General features: G+C 71.0%; 18 protein-coding genes. 14 read left to right on the forward strand and 4 right to left on the reverse strand.

Translation table 11 applies throughout. From position 1 onward, the window contains the following. Positions 1–115: 115 nt before the first annotated feature. From ABT170_RS04245 to ABT170_RS04255, 3 genes are read left to right on the forward strand one after another with little or no spacing between them, the layout of a single operon-like run. Positions 116–868, forward strand: coding sequence for a lysophospholipid acyltransferase family protein (locus ABT170_RS04245; RefSeq protein ID WP_329945268.1), 753 nt, complete (start codon positions 116–118; stop codon positions 866–868). Then, a complete protein-coding gene (locus tag ABT170_RS04250; protein ID WP_329945269.1) occupies positions 865–1,875 on the forward strand; it encodes an NAD(P)H-dependent glycerol-3-phosphate dehydrogenase in 1,011 nt (336 codons plus the stop codon). The genes ABT170_RS04245 and ABT170_RS04250 overlap by 4 nt, the downstream gene beginning before the upstream one ends. A 34-nt stretch (positions 1,876–1,909) precedes the next feature. After that, the gene (locus tag ABT170_RS04255) at positions 1,910–3,085 is read left to right on the forward strand and encodes a D-alanine--D-alanine ligase family protein (protein WP_329945270.1); all 1,176 of its coding nucleotides are present in this window, start codon (positions 1,910–1,912) and stop codon (positions 3,083–3,085) included. A 79-nt stretch (positions 3,086–3,164) separates the two neighbouring features. On the opposite strand, the gene ABT170_RS04260 is transcribed toward ABT170_RS04255, so the two are convergent. After that, on the reverse strand, positions 3,165–3,653 hold the full coding sequence (locus ABT170_RS04260) for a DUF3515 domain-containing protein (protein WP_329945272.1): 489 nt from the start codon (positions 3,651–3,653) through the stop codon (positions 3,165–3,167). Positions 3,654–3,673: 20 nt separating this feature from the next. After that, complete coding sequence (locus tag ABT170_RS04265) at positions 3,674–3,907, reverse strand: Lrp/AsnC family transcriptional regulator (protein WP_266924242.1); 234 nt, start codon at positions 3,905–3,907, stop codon at positions 3,674–3,676. A gap of 219 nt (positions 3,908–4,126) precedes the next feature. Here ABT170_RS04265 and ABT170_RS04270 point away from each other — a divergent pair, with 219 nt between their 5' ends. Together ABT170_RS04270 and thiD are read left to right on the forward strand one after the other, a co-directional pair. After that, positions 4,127–5,098 carry a thiamine-phosphate kinase gene (locus tag ABT170_RS04270; RefSeq protein WP_329945273.1) on the forward strand — a complete coding sequence of 324 codons (972 nt, stop codon included), beginning with the start codon at positions 4,127–4,129 and terminating at the stop codon, positions 5,096–5,098. A gap of 10 nt (positions 5,099–5,108) precedes the next feature. Continuing rightward, a complete protein-coding gene (gene thiD, locus ABT170_RS04275) occupies positions 5,109–5,915 on the forward strand; it encodes a bifunctional hydroxymethylpyrimidine kinase/phosphomethylpyrimidine kinase (RefSeq protein WP_329945274.1) in 807 nt (268 codons plus the stop codon). Positions 5,916–6,002: 87 nt separating this feature from the next. On the opposite strand, the gene rpmB is transcribed toward thiD, so the two are convergent. After that, positions 6,003–6,188: a 50S ribosomal protein L28 gene (rpmB, locus tag ABT170_RS04280; RefSeq protein ID WP_030928661.1), complete on the reverse strand. Its 186-nt coding sequence runs from the start codon at positions 6,186–6,188 to the stop codon at positions 6,003–6,005. A gap of 256 nt (positions 6,189–6,444) precedes the next feature. Between rpmB and ABT170_RS04285 the strand changes: the two genes are divergently transcribed. From ABT170_RS04285 to mutM, 9 genes are all read left to right on the forward strand, one after another. Then, the gene (locus ABT170_RS04285) at positions 6,445–8,112 is read left to right on the forward strand and encodes a DAK2 domain-containing protein (protein WP_351863953.1); all 1,668 of its coding nucleotides are present in this window, start codon (positions 6,445–6,447) and stop codon (positions 8,110–8,112) included. 60 nt (positions 8,113–8,172) lie between these two features. After that, a complete protein-coding gene (gene recG / locus ABT170_RS04290; RefSeq protein ID WP_351863956.1) occupies positions 8,173–10,404 on the forward strand; it encodes an ATP-dependent DNA helicase RecG in 2,232 nt (743 codons plus the stop codon). 179 nt (positions 10,405–10,583) lie between these two features. Beyond that, the gene (gene rsmD, locus ABT170_RS04295; RefSeq protein ID WP_329945277.1) at positions 10,584–11,168 is read left to right on the forward strand and encodes a 16S rRNA (guanine(966)-N(2))-methyltransferase RsmD; all 585 of its coding nucleotides are present in this window, start codon (positions 10,584–10,586) and stop codon (positions 11,166–11,168) included. Positions 11,169–11,194: 26 nt separating this feature from the next. Beyond that, complete coding sequence (gene coaD, locus ABT170_RS04300) at positions 11,195–11,674, forward strand: pantetheine-phosphate adenylyltransferase (RefSeq protein ID WP_329945384.1); 480 nt, start codon at positions 11,195–11,197, stop codon at positions 11,672–11,674. Positions 11,675–11,771: 97 nt separating this feature from the next. Further along, positions 11,772–12,866: an ATP synthase subunit B family protein gene (locus tag ABT170_RS04305; RefSeq protein ID WP_329945278.1), complete on the forward strand. Its 1,095-nt coding sequence runs from the start codon at positions 11,772–11,774 to the stop codon at positions 12,864–12,866. A gap of 163 nt (positions 12,867–13,029) precedes the next feature. Continuing rightward, the gene (locus ABT170_RS04310; protein WP_329945279.1) at positions 13,030–13,695 is read left to right on the forward strand and encodes a YceD family protein; all 666 of its coding nucleotides are present in this window, start codon (positions 13,030–13,032) and stop codon (positions 13,693–13,695) included. A gap of 2 nt (positions 13,696–13,697) precedes the next feature. Next, on the forward strand, positions 13,698–13,871 hold the full coding sequence (gene rpmF / locus ABT170_RS04315; protein ID WP_003965982.1) for a 50S ribosomal protein L32: 174 nt from the start codon (positions 13,698–13,700) through the stop codon (positions 13,869–13,871). A 19-nt stretch (positions 13,872–13,890) separates the two neighbouring features. Beyond that, entirely contained in the window at positions 13,891–14,715 is an 825-nt protein-coding gene (gene rnc, locus ABT170_RS04320) for a ribonuclease III (protein WP_329945280.1), read from the forward strand. 131 nt (positions 14,716–14,846) lie between these two features. Beyond that, complete coding sequence (mutM, locus tag ABT170_RS04325) at positions 14,847–15,707, forward strand: bifunctional DNA-formamidopyrimidine glycosylase/DNA-(apurinic or apyrimidinic site) lyase (RefSeq protein WP_329945281.1); 861 nt, start codon at positions 14,847–14,849, stop codon at positions 15,705–15,707. Here the strand turns inward: mutM and ABT170_RS04330 are convergent. After that, on the reverse strand, positions 15,680–16,054 hold the full coding sequence (locus ABT170_RS04330; protein WP_329945282.1) for a winged helix-turn-helix transcriptional regulator: 375 nt from the start codon (positions 16,052–16,054) through the stop codon (positions 15,680–15,682). The genes mutM and ABT170_RS04330 overlap by 28 nt on opposite strands. Positions 16,055–16,147 lie beyond the last annotated feature (93 nt).

Genomic DNA, 16,147 nt, shown 5'->3' on the forward strand with positions numbered 1-16,147 from the left:
GGAGGCTCGGTCCCGAAGGTGAGGCGTACGGTGTTCTCGACAGAGCAGGGGCCTGGGGCGAGACTTGACCGTCGGTAGCCAGGCAGTAGGTCATGCATCAGAGGAAGGTGTCCGAGTGTCCCGCCGCAGAATCGGCTTTTGGTACCGCCTGGCGGCGGTCATCGCCAAACCGCCATTGGTGGTTCTGTTCAAGCGCGACTGGCGGGGAATGGAACACATTCCGGCCGACGGCGGATTTATCACGGCGGTCAACCACAACTCGTATCTCGACCCGCTCTCGTACGGACATTTCCAGTACAACACCGGCCGGGTGCCGCGGCTCCTGGCCAAGGCGGGCCTCTTCCGCACCCCCTTCGTCGGGATGATGCTGCGGGGCACCGGCCAGATCCCCGTCTACCGTGAGACGACCGACGCGCTGGACGCGTTCCGTGCCGCCGTGGACGCCATCGAACGGGGCGAGTGCGTCGCCTTCTACCCCGAGGGCACCCTCACCCGCGACCCCGACATGTGGCCGATGGCCGGCAAGACCGGCGCCGCCCGCGTCGCGTTGATGACCAGGGCACCGGTCATCCCCGTCGCCCAGTGGGGCGCCAACCTCGCGATGCCGCCCTACGCCAAGGAGAACAAGCTCAGGCTGTTCCCCCGCAAGACCCTCCAGGTGCAGGCGGGACCGCCCGTCGACCTCAGCCGTTTCTACGGACTGGAGCCGACGCCCGACGTGCTGCGGCAGGCGACCGAGGTCATCATGGCCGCGGTCACCGCCCAGCTGGAGATCGTGCGTGGCGAGAAGGCCCCCGCAGAGCTCTACGATCACCGCAAAGCCCGTGCTGAACTACGGCGCAAGGCCCAGGGAAAGGGACCCACGTGACGCACCCCGTAAAAGCAGCCGTCTTCGGAACCGGCTCATGGGGTACGGCTTTCGGTGTGATCCTCGCCGACGCAGGCTGTGAGGTCACCCTCTGGGGACGCCGCGCCGAAGTCGCCGAGACCATCAACACGACCCGTACCAACCCCGACTACCTGCCGGGTATCGAGCTTCCCGCTGCGGTCCGGGCCACCACCGACGCCGCCGAGGCGCTGCGCGGCGCCGAGTTCGCCTTCCTCGTCGTGCCCTCGCAGACGCTGCGCGCCAACCTCGCCGACTGGGCCCCGCACCTGGAGGACCGCACCGTCCTCGTCTCCCTGATGAAGGGCGTCGAACTCGGCACCGCCAAGCTGATGAGCGAGGTGATCGCGGACGTCGCCAAGGTCACCGCGGACCGTATCGCCGTCATCTCCGGGCCCAACCTCGCCAAGGAGATCGCCGAACGCCGCCCCGCCGCGGCCGTCGTCGCCTGCCAGGACGAGTCGGTGGCCCAGCGCCTCCAGGCCGCCTGCCACACCCCGTACTTCCGCCCGTACACCAACACCGACGTGGTCGGCTGCGAGCTGGGCGGCGCCGTGAAGAACGTCATCGGTCTCGCCGTCGGCATCGCCGACGGCATGGGCCTCGGCGACAACGCCAAGGGCTCGCTCATCACCCGCGGCCTCGCCGAGACCACCCGCCTGGGCGTGGCCATGGGCGCCGATCCGCTGACCTTCTCCGGAATGGCCGGCCTCGGCGACCTGGTGGCGACCTGCTCCTCGCCGCTCTCGCGCAACCACACCTTCGGCACCAACCTCGGGCGCGGCATGACGCTCCAGGAGACGATCGCCGTCACCAAGCAGACCGCCGAGGGCGTCAAGTCCTGCGAATCGGTGCTCGACCTGGCCCGCCGGCACGGCGTCGACATGCCCATCACCGAGACGGTCGTCGGCATCGTCCACGAGGGCAAGCCGCCGGTCGTCGCGCTCAAGGAGCTGATGTCGCGCAGCGCCAAGGCCGAGCGGCGCTGATGTCTCCTTGACCAGCAGGTACGCTCATCGCGATATGAGCAGCGAGAACCTCCCCCAGAGCCCTGAGCGCCCCGAGAGCCCTGAGCAGCAGCGCCGTAAGCCGCGCGTGGCTGTCGTGTTCGGCGGCCGCAGCTCCGAACACGGCATCTCGGTCGTCACCGCCGGCGCCGTGCTGAACGCCATCGACCGGACCACGTACGACGTCCTGCCGATCGGCATCACGACGGACGGGCGCTGGGCGCTCACCGCCGACGAGCCCGAACGCATGGCCATCAGCGACCGGCAGGTGCCCAATGTGGCGCAGCTGGCCGAGACCGCCGAGGGCACCGTGGTGCTCTCCGTCGATCCCGGCAGCCGTGAAGTCGTCTACAGCGAACCGGGCTCGGTGCCCAAGGCGCTCGGCGAGGTCGACGTCGTCTTCCCCGTGCTGCACGGCCCCTACGGGGAGGACGGCACGCTCCAGGGGCTCCTCGAACTCTCCGGTGTGCCCTACGTCGGAGCCGGTGTCCTCGCCTCGGCGGTCGGCCAGGACAAGGAGTACATGAAGCGGGTCTTCCTCTCCTTCGGGCTGCCCGTCGGACCGTACGAGGTCGTACGCCCCCGGGAGTGGGACGGCGACCGCGCCGCCGCCCGCAAGCGCATCATCGACTTCGCTGGCGAGCACGGCTGGCCGCTCTTCGTCAAGCCCGCCCGCGGCGGTTCCTCGATGGGCATCACCAAGGTCGAGGACCTCTCCGGACTGGACGAGGCGATCGAGGAGGCCCGCCGCCACGACCCCAAGTTCCTCGTCGAGTCGCTGCTGCGCGGCCGTGAGATCGAGTGCGGGGTGCTGGAGTTCGAGGACGGGCCGCGGGCCAGTGTGCCCGCCGAGATCCCCCCGGTGACCGCGCACGACTTCTACGACTTCGAGGCCAAGTACATCGACGCGGCCGCCGGTCTGGTGCCCGCCCCGCTCACCGCGGAGCAGACCGCCGAGGTCCAGCGCCTCGCCGTCGCCGCCTTCGAGGCCACCTCCTGCGAAGGGCTGGTGCGCGCCGACTTCTTCCTCACCGAGGACGGCGGCTTCGTCATCAACGAGATCAACACCCTGCCGGGGTTCACCCCGATCTCGATGTACCCGCGGATGTGGCAGGAGAGCGGCGTGGACTACCCGGCGCTGGTGGACCGGCTGATCCAGGCCGCGCTGACACGTTCCACCGGACTGCGGTGACCCGTCGCGGCGGCCCGTGCCGGCTCCGTTCCTGAGGACCGGCACGGATCCGGCACCGACCGCCGTGTCCCCGGCCCGCTCAGAGACTGTCCGGAACCGTCTTCTTGACCGGAGCGGCGAACGCGGCCAGCGGGCTGGCGTCGTGGGCGTACGCCTTTGAGAGGGTGACCTCGACATACGCCTCGCGGTACGTGGTGGTGAAACGCGGACCGGAGTCCTGGCGCTGTTCCAGCATCCAGTTGACGCCGTCCGCCTCGATCGCCTTGGACTGGGCGTCGTCCATCTTCGCGGGCCGCGGCACACCGCAGCGCAGTACGATCGCCCCGTCCCCCCAGCCGGCGGTCAGCTCCGAATCCGGTTCGGGATCACTCCGTTCGAGGTCGACGACCGTCTGCGGCAGCGCCTTGTGCAGCGCTGCGCAGTACGGGGCGGCCTCGGACGACGGGGTGGGAACCGCGACCGGGGGCTGGGCGTGGCTGGAGGAACAGCCCGCCGCGGCCAGAACGAGCAGGGCAGCGGACGGACCGAGGAACAGCGAGCGGGAGGGCCGGCGGCGGAAAGACGTCACCGGCCCAGCCTAGACGGGGGTCAGAGGTGGACGATCGGGCAGGTCAGGGTCCGCGTGATGCCGTCCACCTGCTGAACCTTGGCGACCACCATGCGGCCGAGCTCATCGACCGTGTCGGCCTGGGCCCGCACGATCACGTCGTAGGGACCGGTGACGTCCTCTGCCTGGATGACTCCCGGAATCTTGGCGATGGTCTCGGCGACGGTCGACGCCTTGCCCACCTCGGTCTGAATAAGGATGTACGCCTGTACCACGGAACCTCCAGGGCGGCCACGAGGATCATGTGGGGGAAAGGGACGCCACGGTATCGCGTTGCCGCGGGCCGCGGGGAGACCTGTGGGCCGGATGACGTCCACAGCGTGGCGTACAGACAACAGAAGTTGACGTATCTCTTGACGGTACCGACAGCAGTGACGGCTCGCGACCGGGGGCCCGGACGGGTGTCCGGGGCGATAAATGAGAGGTGAGACTCGGTGAAGGGAACCGTGGGCGAGTTGGGGGAGTTCGGGCTCATCAGGGAGCTGACTTCCCGGCTCACCACCACTCCGGCGGTACGGCTGGGGCCCGGCGACGACGCCGCGGTCGTGGCCGCTCCCGACCGCAGGGTCGTGGTCAGTACGGACATCCTGCTGGAGGGGCGGCACTTCCGCCGCGACTGGTCGACGGCGTACGACGTCGGGCGCAAGGCCGCCGCTCAGAACCTCGCCGACATCGCGGCCATGGGTGCCGTGCCCACCGCGCTGCTCCTCGGCCTCGTCGTCCCCGCCGACCTCCCCGTCACCTGGGCCGCCGAACTCATGGACGGCCTGCGTGACGAGTGCCAGGTCGCGGGCGCGGCCGTGGTCGGGGGCGACGTCGTCGGCGGCGACACCATCACCGTCTCGATCACCGCCCTCGGCGATCTGCGCAACCACGAACCGGTCACCCGGTCCGGCGCCCGGCCCGGTGACGTCGTCGCCGTCACCGGCTGGCTCGGCTGGTCCGCCGCCGGGTACGCCGTCCTCTCCCGGGGCTTCCGCTCGCCCCGCGCCTTCGTCGAGGCCCACCGCCGCCCCGAACCGCCCTACCACGCGGGTCCCGCGGCGGCCGGACTCGGCGCCACCGCGATGACGGACGTCAGCGACGGACTGGTCGCCGACCTCGGGCACATCGCCGAGGCCAGCAAGGTCCGTATCGATCTGCGGTCCGGGCTCATCGACATTCCCTCGCAGATGTCCGACATCGGCCAGGCCGTCGGCGTCGATCCCCTCCAGTGGGTGCTCACCGGGGGGGAGGACCACGCGATCGTCGCGACCTTCCCCCAGGACGTGAAGCTCCCGGCCCGCTGGAAGGTGATCGGCGAGGTCCTGAACCCCTCCGCCCTGCCCCAGGTCACGGTGGACGGAGCGCCCTGGACCAGCAAGGGCGGCTGGGACCACTTCGGGGACATCGAGGACGCCCAGTAGATTGCGGCGTATGCCCATACGTACCGCCGCACCGCCCCGTGTCCTGACCGTCGCCGGATCCGATTCCGGCGGCGGCGCGGGCATTCAGGCCGACCTGAAGACCATGCTGGCCCTCGGTGTGCACGGCATGAGCGTGCTGACCGCCGTCACCGCCCAGAACTCCCGGGGCGTCCAGGGGGCCTGGGAGCTCCCGGTGGAAGCCGTCACCGCCCAGTACCGCAGCGTCGTCGACGACATCGGCGTCCAGGCGGTGAAGACCGGCATGCTCGCCTCGGCCGCGCTCGTCGAGACCGTCGCCGCACTGCTCGCCGGCACCGCGGCGCCGGTCGTCGTCGACCCGGTGGGCGTCTCCAAGCACGGTGACGCGCTGCTGGCCGCCGAGGCGCTCGACTCCGTACGGACGAAGCTGCTGCCCGTCGCGACGGTCGCCACCCCGAACCTCGACGAGGTGGCACAGCTCACCGGCACCGTCGTCACCGACGAGAGCGACATGCGCCGGGCGGCGGCCGGAATCCTGGCGTACGGGCCGCGCTGGGTGGTCATCAAGGGCGGCCATCTGCCGGGCGAGGCCGTGGACCTGCTGACCGACGGCAGCCAGGAGCACTGGCTGCGCGCACCCCGGCACGACAACCGGCACACCCATGGCACCGGCTGCACCCTCGCCTCCGCCATCGCCGCCTCGCTCGCCCTCGGCCAGGACGTCCCCACGGCCGTGAGGAGCGCGAAGGAGTACGTCACCGGAGCGATCGAGGCCGGATTCCCGCTCGGCGGCGGCATCGGACCCGTCGACCACGGCTGGCGCACCCGGCAGCGCTGAACGACCGCCGTGGGTACAGCAAAAAGCCGGTCCACCGAGGTGGACCGGCTTTTTGGGCAACCGGAAGGCTGCGCTACGACGGGAACGTCAGCGCGCGACCTTGCCGGCCTTGATGCACGAGGTGCAGACGTTGAGCCGCTTCGGCGTCCGACCGACCACGGCACGCACGCGCTGGATGTTGGGATTCCAGCGACGGGACGTACGGCGGTGCGAGTGCGAAATGTTGTTGCCGAAGCCCGGCCCCTTGCCGCAGACGTCGCAGTTGGCAGCCACGGGTCACTCCAAAGACTTCAGGTGCACTTACAGTGAATTCCGGCGCGCCGGAATCATTTGACTGAAGTGGCGGTACCGGAGGTATGGCCCGACTCTCATCGGGCAACCGAAGCAGCATACAACGGCTGCTCCGGAGATACGAAACTACCACGGCTGGGCCCACCGTCCGCCCGCCCCCTGTCCCGGACCCACCCGTCGCGGGCGGGCTACCCTGCGGTGCAGCCCGCTGCCACGGCCGCTTCAAGGAGGACCATCGGTGCCGCAGCTCCCCGACGATCTGGACGCCGTCGCGGTGCGCACCTGGTGCTCACTGGCCCTGGAGGCCCTGGGCCGGGAGCGCGCGGAGATCGACGCGATCAACGTCTATCCCGTCGCCGACGGTGACACCGGCACCAACCTCTACCTGACCGTGGAATCCGCGGCGGCGGCCGTCGAAGCGGTGTTCGCCGCCCATGAGACCGGCTCCACCGCGCCCGCCACCGCCGACGCCGTACGCGCCATGGCGCACGGAGCGCTGATCGGCGCCCGGGGGAACTCCGGCACCATCCTGGCCCAGCTGCTGCGCGGGATGGCGGGGGTGCTGGCCGACGGCGGCGGGGAGGACCGGCTGCGCGAGGCCTTCGCCCGCGCCGCCTCCGCCGCCCGGCAGGCCGTGGCCCACCCCGTCGAGGGCACGGTGCTCACCGTCGCGACCGCTGCCGCCGACGCCGCGCGGGACGCGGGCCCCGGCCTCGCCGCGGTGGTGCGGGCGGCGTACGACGGTGCGCGCACCGCGCTGGAGGCGACCCCGGGCCAGCTCGCCGTCCTCGGCCGCGCGGGCGTCGTGGACGCGGGCGGACGCGGGCTGCTCGCGGTACTCGGCGCGCTGCTGGAGACGGTGTCGGGGCAGGCGCCGGTACGCCGCTCCTGGACGGTCCCCGCGATGATCGCGGGGCCGGTGGACGGCGGGGGCGGCACGGCCGGCGAGCGCGTGGACGGGAGCGCGGACGACTGCCCGGACGGCGGGAGCGGTCCCGCCTTCGAGGTGATCTACCTGCTGGAGGCCCGCGACGAGGCCGTGGACCGGCTGCGGACCCGGCTGGACGCGCTCGGGGACTCCCTGGTCGTGGTCGGCGGCGACGGGCTGTGGAACGTACACGTCCATGTCGACGACGCGGGAGCGGCCGTGGAGGCCGGGGTCGAGGCCGGACGGCCGTACCGGATCCGGATCACCCACTTCGGCGCCGACGGCCTGCTCGACACCCGCCCCCACACGGAGCCCGCCCGGCGCGCCGTCGTCGTCGTGGTCCCCGGCGACGGGCTGGCCGGGCTGTGCACGGAGGCCGGCGCGACCACCGTGATCGCGCGCCCCGGCGAACCGCCCGCCAGCGGCGAACTGGTCGACGCGATCCGCCGGGCCCACGCCCGCGAGGTGGTCCTCCTGCCCAACGACGCGGCGCTGCGGCACACCGCGGGGGCCGCCGCCGAGCAGGCCAGGACCGAGGGGGTCCGGGTCGCCCTGATCCCCACCCGCGCGGCCGTCCAGGGCATCGCCGCGCTCGCCGTCCACGAGGCGGACCGCAGCTTCGACGAGGACGTGGTCGCGATGACCGCCGCCGCGGGCGCCACCCGGTACGCCGAACTGGCCGTCGCCGAACGGCAGTCGTGGACCATGGCCGGCATCTGCCAGGCCGGCGACATCCTCGGCCTGATCGACGGGGACGTCGCCGTCATCGGCGCCGACGTGCCCGCGACGGCCCGCACGGTGCTGGACCGGATGCTGGCCTCGGGCGGCGAACTGGTCACCCTCGTCCTCGGCGAGAACGTGCCGGACGCCCTGGCCGACGCCCTCACCGAGCATGTGCGCGAGGGCTATCTGGCCGTGGACACCGTGGTCTACCGGGGCGGCCACCAGAGCGCGCCGTTGCTGATCGGCGTCGAGTGACCCCTTCGCGCGGGGCGCGCCGGGCCGCGCGGGGGACAGGTGTCAGTGCCGTGGTGTGCAATGGACCGCGTGTCTGCGTTCGATGAACCCCTCAAGAAGCTGCTCGGCGGAGCCACCGCGAAGGTGATGGCCGAACACCTCGACCTGCACACGGTCGGTGATCTGCTGCACCACTACCCGCGGCGGTACGAGGAGCGCGGTCAGCTCACGGCGCTGGCCGATCTCCCGCTCGACGAGCATGTGACGGTCGTCGCGCAGGTCGCCGACGCCCGTATCGCGGTGTTCAACAACGGCCGCGGCAAGCGTCTGGAAGTGACCCTCACCGACGGCAGCGGCCGGCTCCAGCTGGTCTTCTTCGGCCACGGCGTCCACAAGCCCCACAAGGAGCTGCTGCCCGGCCGCCGGGCGATGTTCGCGGGCAAGGTCTCCGTCTTCAACCGCAGGATGCAGCTCGCCCACCCCACGTACCAGCTGCTGGACGCCGCGGACGCGGACGAGGCGACGGAGGCCGTGGACGCCTTCGCCGGGCGGCTGCTGCCCATCTACCCCGCCTGCAAGCAGCTCGACTCCTGGCGGATCGCCAAGGCCGTGGACGCCGTGCTGCCCAGCGCGCGGGACGCCGTGGACCCGCTGCCCGAGTCGCTGCGCGAGGGCCGCGGCTTCACCCCGCTGCCGGAGGCGCTGCTCAAGGTGCACCGGCCGCAGACCAAGGCGGACATCGCCGACGCCAAGGAGCGGCTGAAGTGGGACGAGGCGTTCGTCCTCCAGGTCGCGCTCGCCCGCAGACGGTACGCCGACACCCAGCTCCCGGCCGTGGCACGCAGACCGGTGCCCGACGGGCTGCTGGACGCGTTCGACGCCAAGCTTCCCTTCACCCTGACCGAAGGGCAGCGGAAGGTCACCGCCGAGATCTTCGACGACCTGGCGACCGAGCACCCGATGCACCGCCTCCTCCAGGGCGAGGTCGGCAGCGGCAAGACCATGGTCGCCCTGCGCGCCATGCTCACGGTCGTGGACGCGGGCGGGCAGGCGGCCATGCTCGCGCCCACCGAGGTCCTCGCCCAGCAGCACCACCGGTCCGTCACCGAGATGATGGGCGAGCTGGCCGAGGGGGGCATGCTCGGCGGCTCCGACCGGGGCACCAAGGTCGTCCTGCTCACCGGCTCCATGGGCGTCCCCGCCCGGCGGCAGGCACTGCTCGACCTGGTCACCGGGGAAGCCGGGATCGTGATCGGCACCCACGCGCTGATCGAGGACAAGGTGCGGTTCCACGACCTGGGCCTGGTCGTCGTCGACGAACAGCACCGCTTCGGCGTGGAGCAGCGCGACGCCCTTCGGTCCAAGGCGCACTCCCAGGGGGAGAGGCGGTCCCCCCATCTGCTGGTCATGACCGCCACCCCCATCCCCCGTACGGTCGCGATGACGGTGTTCGGCGATCTGGAGACCTCCGTACTGGACCAGCTCCCGGCCGGCCGCTCGCCCATCGCCAGCCATGTCGTCCCCGCCAAGGACAAGCCGCACTTCCTCGCCCGCGCCTGGGAGCGGGTCCGCGAGGAGGTCGAGAACGGCCACCAGGCCTATGTCGTCTGTCCCCGCATCGGTGACGACGCCGATGAGGCGGCCGGGGAGAAGAAGAAGGGAAAGAAGGCCGGGGCGCCCGAGGACGACGGCGAGAAGCGCCCGCCGCTCGCCGTGCTGGAGATCGCCGAGGAACTGCGCAGGGGCGCGCTGGCCGGACTCCGGATCGAGGTGCTGCACGGCAGGATGCACCCGGACGACAAGGACGGCGTGATGCGCCGCTTCGCCGCGGGGCAGGTCGATGTGCTGGTCGCCACGACCGTCATCGAGGTCGGGGTCAACGTCCCCAATGCCACCGCCATGGTGATCATGGACGCCGACCGGTTCGGCGTATCGCAGCTGCACCAGTTGCGGGGCCGGGTCGGCCGCGGCTCCGCCCCCGGGCTGTGTCTGCTGGTCAGCGAGGCGCACGAGGCCAGTCCCGCGCGGGCCAGGCTCGGCGCCGTCGCCGCCACCCTCGACGGCTTCGAGCTCTCCCGGATCGACCTGGAGCAGCGCCGTGAGGGCGATGTCCTCGGCCAGGCCCAGTCCGGCGTCCGCTCCTCGCTGCGGATGCTCACCGTCATCGATGACGAGGAGGTCATCGCCGCCGCCCGTGAGGAGGCCGTCGCGATCGTCGCGGCCGACCCGGAGCTGGAGCACCTGCCCGAGCTGCGGACCGCGCTGGACGCCCTGCTGGACAAGGACCGTGAGGAGTATCTCGACAAGGGGTGAGGGGAAGGGGCGAGGAGCGTGCGGGCGGGCAGGGGCCCCTGCCCGGTCCGGGGGCGGGAAAGGCACGAAGGCCGGGGCGGGAGAGGTGCGAAGGCCGGGGCGGGCCCGACGCCATATCGTGGGTGCACGGCACACCGTCGCCCTGTGTGCCGCCCCACGACCCGAGGGACCAGTCACCCATGACCCGCGTGATCGCCGGCTCGGCCGGCGGACGCCGCCTGGCCGTCCCGCCCGGCACCGGCACCCGCCCCACCTCCGACCGCGCGCGTGAGGGCCTGTTCTCCACGTGGGAAGCGCTCCTCGGCACCCTCGACGGCATCCGTATCGCGGATCTGTACGCCGGTTCCGGCGCCGTCGGCCTCGAAGCGCTCTCCCGGGGCGCCGCCCACGCGCTCCTCGTCGAGGCCGACGCGAAGGCCGCCCGCACCGTCCGGGACAACGTCCGCACGCTCGGCCTGCCCGGCGCCGAGGTCCGTACCGGCAAAGCCGAACAGATCGTGACAGGACCGGCGCCCGCGGAGCCGTACGACGTGGTCTTCCTGGACCCGCCGTACGCCGTCACCGATGGCGATCTTCGCGAGATCCTGCTCACACTCCGTGCTGAGGGCTGGCTCACGGGCGACGCACTCGTCACCGTGGAGCGCAGCACCAGAGGCGGAGAATTCGGCTGGCCGCAAGGATTCGAGCCACTGCGGGCCCGTCGCTACGGCGAGGGAACGTTTTGGTACGGTCGCGCCGCCTCTACGTGCGAAGACGCACGATGACCGGACCGGAGAGCGAGGGAATCACGTTGCGCCGCGCCGTCTGTCCGGGGTCGTTCGACCCCATCACCAACGGACATCTCGACATCATTGGCCGAGCCTCGAAGCTGTACGACGTCGTACACGTCGCGGTGATGATCAACCAGTCCAAGAAAGGACTCTTCGAGGTGGAGGAGCGGATAGATCTGATCCGCCGGGTCACCTCCGACTTCGGCAACGTCGAGGTCGAGTCCTTCCACGGTCTGCTGGTCGACTTCTGCAAGCAGCGCGAGATCCCGGCGATCGTGAAGGGCCTGCGGGCCGTGAGCGACTTCGACTACGAACTCCAGATGGCCCAGATGAACAACGGCCTCTCCGGCGTCGAGACGCTCTTCGTGCCGACCAATCCCACCTACAGCTTCCTGTCGTCGTCCTTGGTCAAGGAGGTCGCGACCTGGGGTGGCGATGTCTCCCACCTGCTGCCGCCGGTCGTCCACGAAGCCCTCATAGAGCGCCTGGGCAAGCGGTGAGTCACTGACTGACCGTCACCAGGTGTCGGGCGGGAGCCGACTGGCCTTACAGTCGTCCCGTCCGGCTCCAACAGCAGTAGAGAGTGGCGAGCACACGGTGGACGTGCAGAAGAAGCTCGACGAGATCGTCGAAGCGGTCGGGAGCGCCCGCTCCATGCCCATGTCGGCGTCGTGCGTGGTCAACCGCGCCGAACTGCTCGCGATGCTCGAAGAGGTGCGGCAGGCCCTGCCCGGCTCGCTGGCCCAGGCCGCGGAGCTGATCGGCGGCCATGAGCAGCTGGTCGAGCAGGCCCGCCAGGAGGCCGGGCGGATCATCGAGTCCGCCCACGCCCAGCGCGGAAACCTGGTCTCCGAGACCGAGATCGCCCGGCAGTCACGGAGCGAGGCGGACCGGATCCTCTCCGAGGCCCGCCGGGAGGCCGACGAGGTCCGGGCCGACGCCGACGAGTACGTCGACAGCAAGCTCGCCAACTTCGAGGTCGTCCTCACCAAGACCATCGGCTCCGTGGACCGCGGCCGCGAGAAGCTGCTGGGCCGGGGGCAGGGCCTGGACGAGCAGGGATACCAGGACCCGGACTTCGCCGAGGCGCCCGAGCGCAGCGCCGACCCGGCCACGCTCCAGCGCCGCGCCGACGAGTACGTGGACACCAAGCTCGGCGCCTTCGAGGCGGTCCTCGCCAAGACCCTGGAGGCGGTCGGCCGGGGCCGGCAGAAGTTGCACGGCCGAGTGGCCGGCGACGACCTCGGTGCGCACATGGCCGCGCAGGACGCTGCGGGCAGCCAGGGGCACACCAGTGACGCCGACTACCTCGCCGGTCTGGCCGAGCTCGCCACCCCGGACCCGCAGCAGCAGGCCCCGCAGCCGCACTTCCCGGCCCAGGCGCAGCCCGAGCCGCAGTACGCGCAGACGTACGCCTACCAGGAGCAGCCGCTCCAGCCGGACGTCTACGGCTACCAGCAGCAGCCCGACCCGTACGCCGCCTACCAGCAGCAGGGCTACGACCCCGGCCACCTGCAGGCCCAGCTGCCGCAGCAGGCCCAGCAGCCGCAGCAGGACTACGGCTGGCCCCAGCAGCCCGACCAGCCTCCGGCTCCGGCCCCGCAGGGCGAGAGCGCACTGGACGAGACCAGCCTGTTCGACACCAGCATGATCGATCTGGAGCAGCTGCGCCGGTACGAACAGGGCCGCTGACCGTGGTGTCCCGGGCCGGTGGGCCCGGGGGCGGACCGGCCCGGATTGGGTGCTGAGCGGTACGTCAAGTATCCTGGCTCTTCGGTCGCGCGTAGATCCGCGATCCCGGCTGCCCGTTTCGACTCCGGACCGGGCCGGCCCCTCCCGAAGCAGCACGACGCACATGATCGCGAAAGCAGGAAAAGCCCTGAACGGCCACCTCGACCACCGAAACCCTCTCGTGTTCGATACGCACGAGCTGGGCCGGCGTCCCGGTGCCCTCAAGCGGCTGACCCGCTCGGTGGAGGCGCCCAGGGATCTGGGTATCGACGGCGTCATCGGTGTGCCGGAAGGCGCACCCGTGGTGCTGGACATCCGCCTCGAATCGGTCATGGAAGGGGTGCTTGTCACAGGCACCGCCCGTGCGTCGGCCGAGGGGGAGTGCGTAAGGTGTCTGGAGCCGCTGACCGTCAAGGTCGAAGCGGACTTCCAGGAGATGTTCTCGTACCCTGACGCCGATGACCGGGGCCGCGGCAAAGCGGCGGACCCGGCCGACGACGCCGAGGACGACGAGGACGTGTTCTTCCTTGAGGACGGCTTGTTCGACCTCGAGTCAGTGCTGCGTGACGCGGTAGTGCTCGCACTGCCCATGCAGCCGGTGTGCAAGGAGACCTGCCTCGGTCTGTGTTCCGAATGCGGAATCAGGCTGGACGAGAATCCCGGACACCACCACGATGCCGTCGACATCCGTTGGGCGGCACTGCAAGGACTCGCCGAGACCGTTCAGGACGGCGAGAAGGACAACATGGGCGGCGCCGAACCTGGCGTCGACGAGAAGCAGGAGAAGTAGCCGTGGCTGTTCCGAAGCGGAAGATGTCGCGCAGCAACACGCGCCACCGCCGGTCGCAGTGGAAGGCTGCGGTCCCCACCCTGGTTTCGTGCGAGCGTTGCCAGGAGCCGAAGCTCCAGCACATTGCGTGCCCGAGCTGCGGCACCTACAACAAGCGCCAGGTCCTCGAGGTCTGAGCGGCTGGTGAGAGGCCCGATGTCTGAGTTGTCCAGTGCCAAGAAGCAGGCAGACAACGTCAACACAGCCTCGTCCCACACGCTTCTGGAAGGGCGGCTCGGGTATCACCTCGAGTCCGCCCTTCTGGTGCGTGCGCTGACCCACCGTTCGTACGCATACGAGAACGGCGGCCTGCCCACCAACGAGCGGCTCGAATTCCTCGGGGATTCGGTGCTCGGCCTGGTGGTCACGGACACGCTGTACCGCACCCACCCCGACCTGCCCGAAGGCCAGCTGGCCAAGTTGCGGGCCGCGGTGGTCAACTCGCGTGCACTTGCGGAAGTGGGCCGCGGCCTCGAACTCGGCTCCTTCATCCGGCTCGGCCGCGGTGAAGAGGGCACGGGGGGCCGGGACAAGGCTTCCATCCTCGCCGACACCCTTGAAGCGGTGATCGGCGCGGTCTATCTCGACCAGGGCCTCAGCGCGGCCTCCGAGCTGGTTCACCGGCTCTTCGACCCGCTGATCGACAGGTCCTCGAACCTCGGCGCCGGCCTGGACTGGAAGACCAGTCTCCAGGAACTCACCGCGAGCGAGAGCCTCGGAGTCCCCGAGTACCTCGTCACGGAGACCGGCCCGGACCACGAGAAGACCTTCACTGCTGCTGCTCGCGTCGGTGGTGTCTCGTACGGCACCGGCACCGGCCGTAGCAAGAAGGAAGCGGAGCAGCAGGCGGCGGAATCCGCCTGGCGTGAGATCAGCGCCGCCGCGGAAGCGCGGGAGGCCGCGGCGAAGGCCGCAGCCGACGGAGGGGTCGCCGACACCCCTGCCGACCCGTCGCCGAACACGGACGCCGCTCCGGCCTGAACCGACCGGGAACCCCTCGGTGCCTCGCGCACCGGGGGGTTTTCGCTGTCCGCGCGGTACCCGCCGCCGGTCCGCGCGTCCTTCGCCGTCCCCACCGTCCCGTACCACCACGTCGTTCCAGGAGCGCCATCGTGCCCGAGCTGCCCGAGGTAGAAGTCGTACGGCGAGGTCTGGAGCGCTGGGTCACCGGCCGCACCGTCACCGAGGTCGAGGTCCTCCACCCACGTGCGGTCCGCAGGCACCTCGCGGGCGGCGTGGATTTCGCGGCGCGGCTGCACGGGGCCCGGTTCGGTACGGCGATGCGCCGCGGCAAGTACCTCTGGGTGCCGCTGGACGACGCGTCCTCCTCGCTGCTCGGCCATCTCGGTATGAGCGGTCAGCTGCTCGTGCAGGGCGAGGACGCCGCGGACGAGAAGCACCTGCGGGTCAGGATCCGGTTCGACGACGCGCTCGGCACCGAACTGCGCTTCGTCGACCAGCGCACCTTCGGCGGGCTCTCGCTCCACGACAACACTCCGGACGGGCTGCCCGACACCATCGCGCACATCGCCCGTGACCCGCTCGACCCGGAGTTCGACGACGCCGCTTTCCACACGGCCCTGCGCCTGCGCCGTACGACGGTCAAGCGCGCCCTGCTCGACCAGTCGCTGATCAGCGGCGTCGGCAACATCTACGCCGACGAGGCCCTCTGGCGGGCCAGGCTGCACTTCGACCGGCCGACCGCGACGCTCACCCGGTCCAAGTCGGCCGAGCTGCTGGGCCATGCCCGCGAGGTGATGAACGCGGCTCTCGACCAGGGCGGCACCAGCTTCGACAGCCTCTATGTGAACGTCAACGGTGAGTCCGGCTACTTCGACCGGTCGCTCGACGCGTACGGGCGGGAGGGCGAGCCGTGTCACCGCTGCGGTACGCCGATGCGCCGCCGCCCCTGGATGAACCGCTCCAGCTACTACTGCCCGCGCTGTCAGCGACCGCCGCGCGCCTCGTCGTAACGCGTACGGGCCGCCAGCACCTCGGCCATCCGGCCCTCCACGAGCCCGATCAGCCCGATCAGCCGGCCTGTCACCTCACGGCCGAGCGGGGTGAGCTCGTAGTCCACCCGGGGCGGGTTGGTGGGCTGTGCCTCGCGGTGGACGAGCCCGTCGCGCTCCAGCGCGTGAAGGGTCTGGGAGAGCATCTTCTCGCTCACTCCGTCGACCCGGCGCCGCAGCTCGTTGAACCGGAGACCGCCCTCGTACAGCGCGCCCAGCGTCAGGCCGCCCCAGCGTCCGGTGACATGCTCCAGCGTGCCGCGCGAGGGGCACTGCCGGGAGAAGACGTCGAAGGCGGGGCTGTCCATGCACGACAGCTTACGCCCGCACAGCGCTCACCAGGAGGGTGCGCTGTGCGGGCGTAAGCGGGCCATGGGTGCGAGGTCCGGCCGGCACGAGGG

It is taken from the genome of Streptomyces sp. NPDC001787 (assembly GCF_040297465.1).
Taxonomy (GTDB): domain Bacteria; phylum Actinomycetota; class Actinomycetes; order Streptomycetales; family Streptomycetaceae; genus Streptomyces.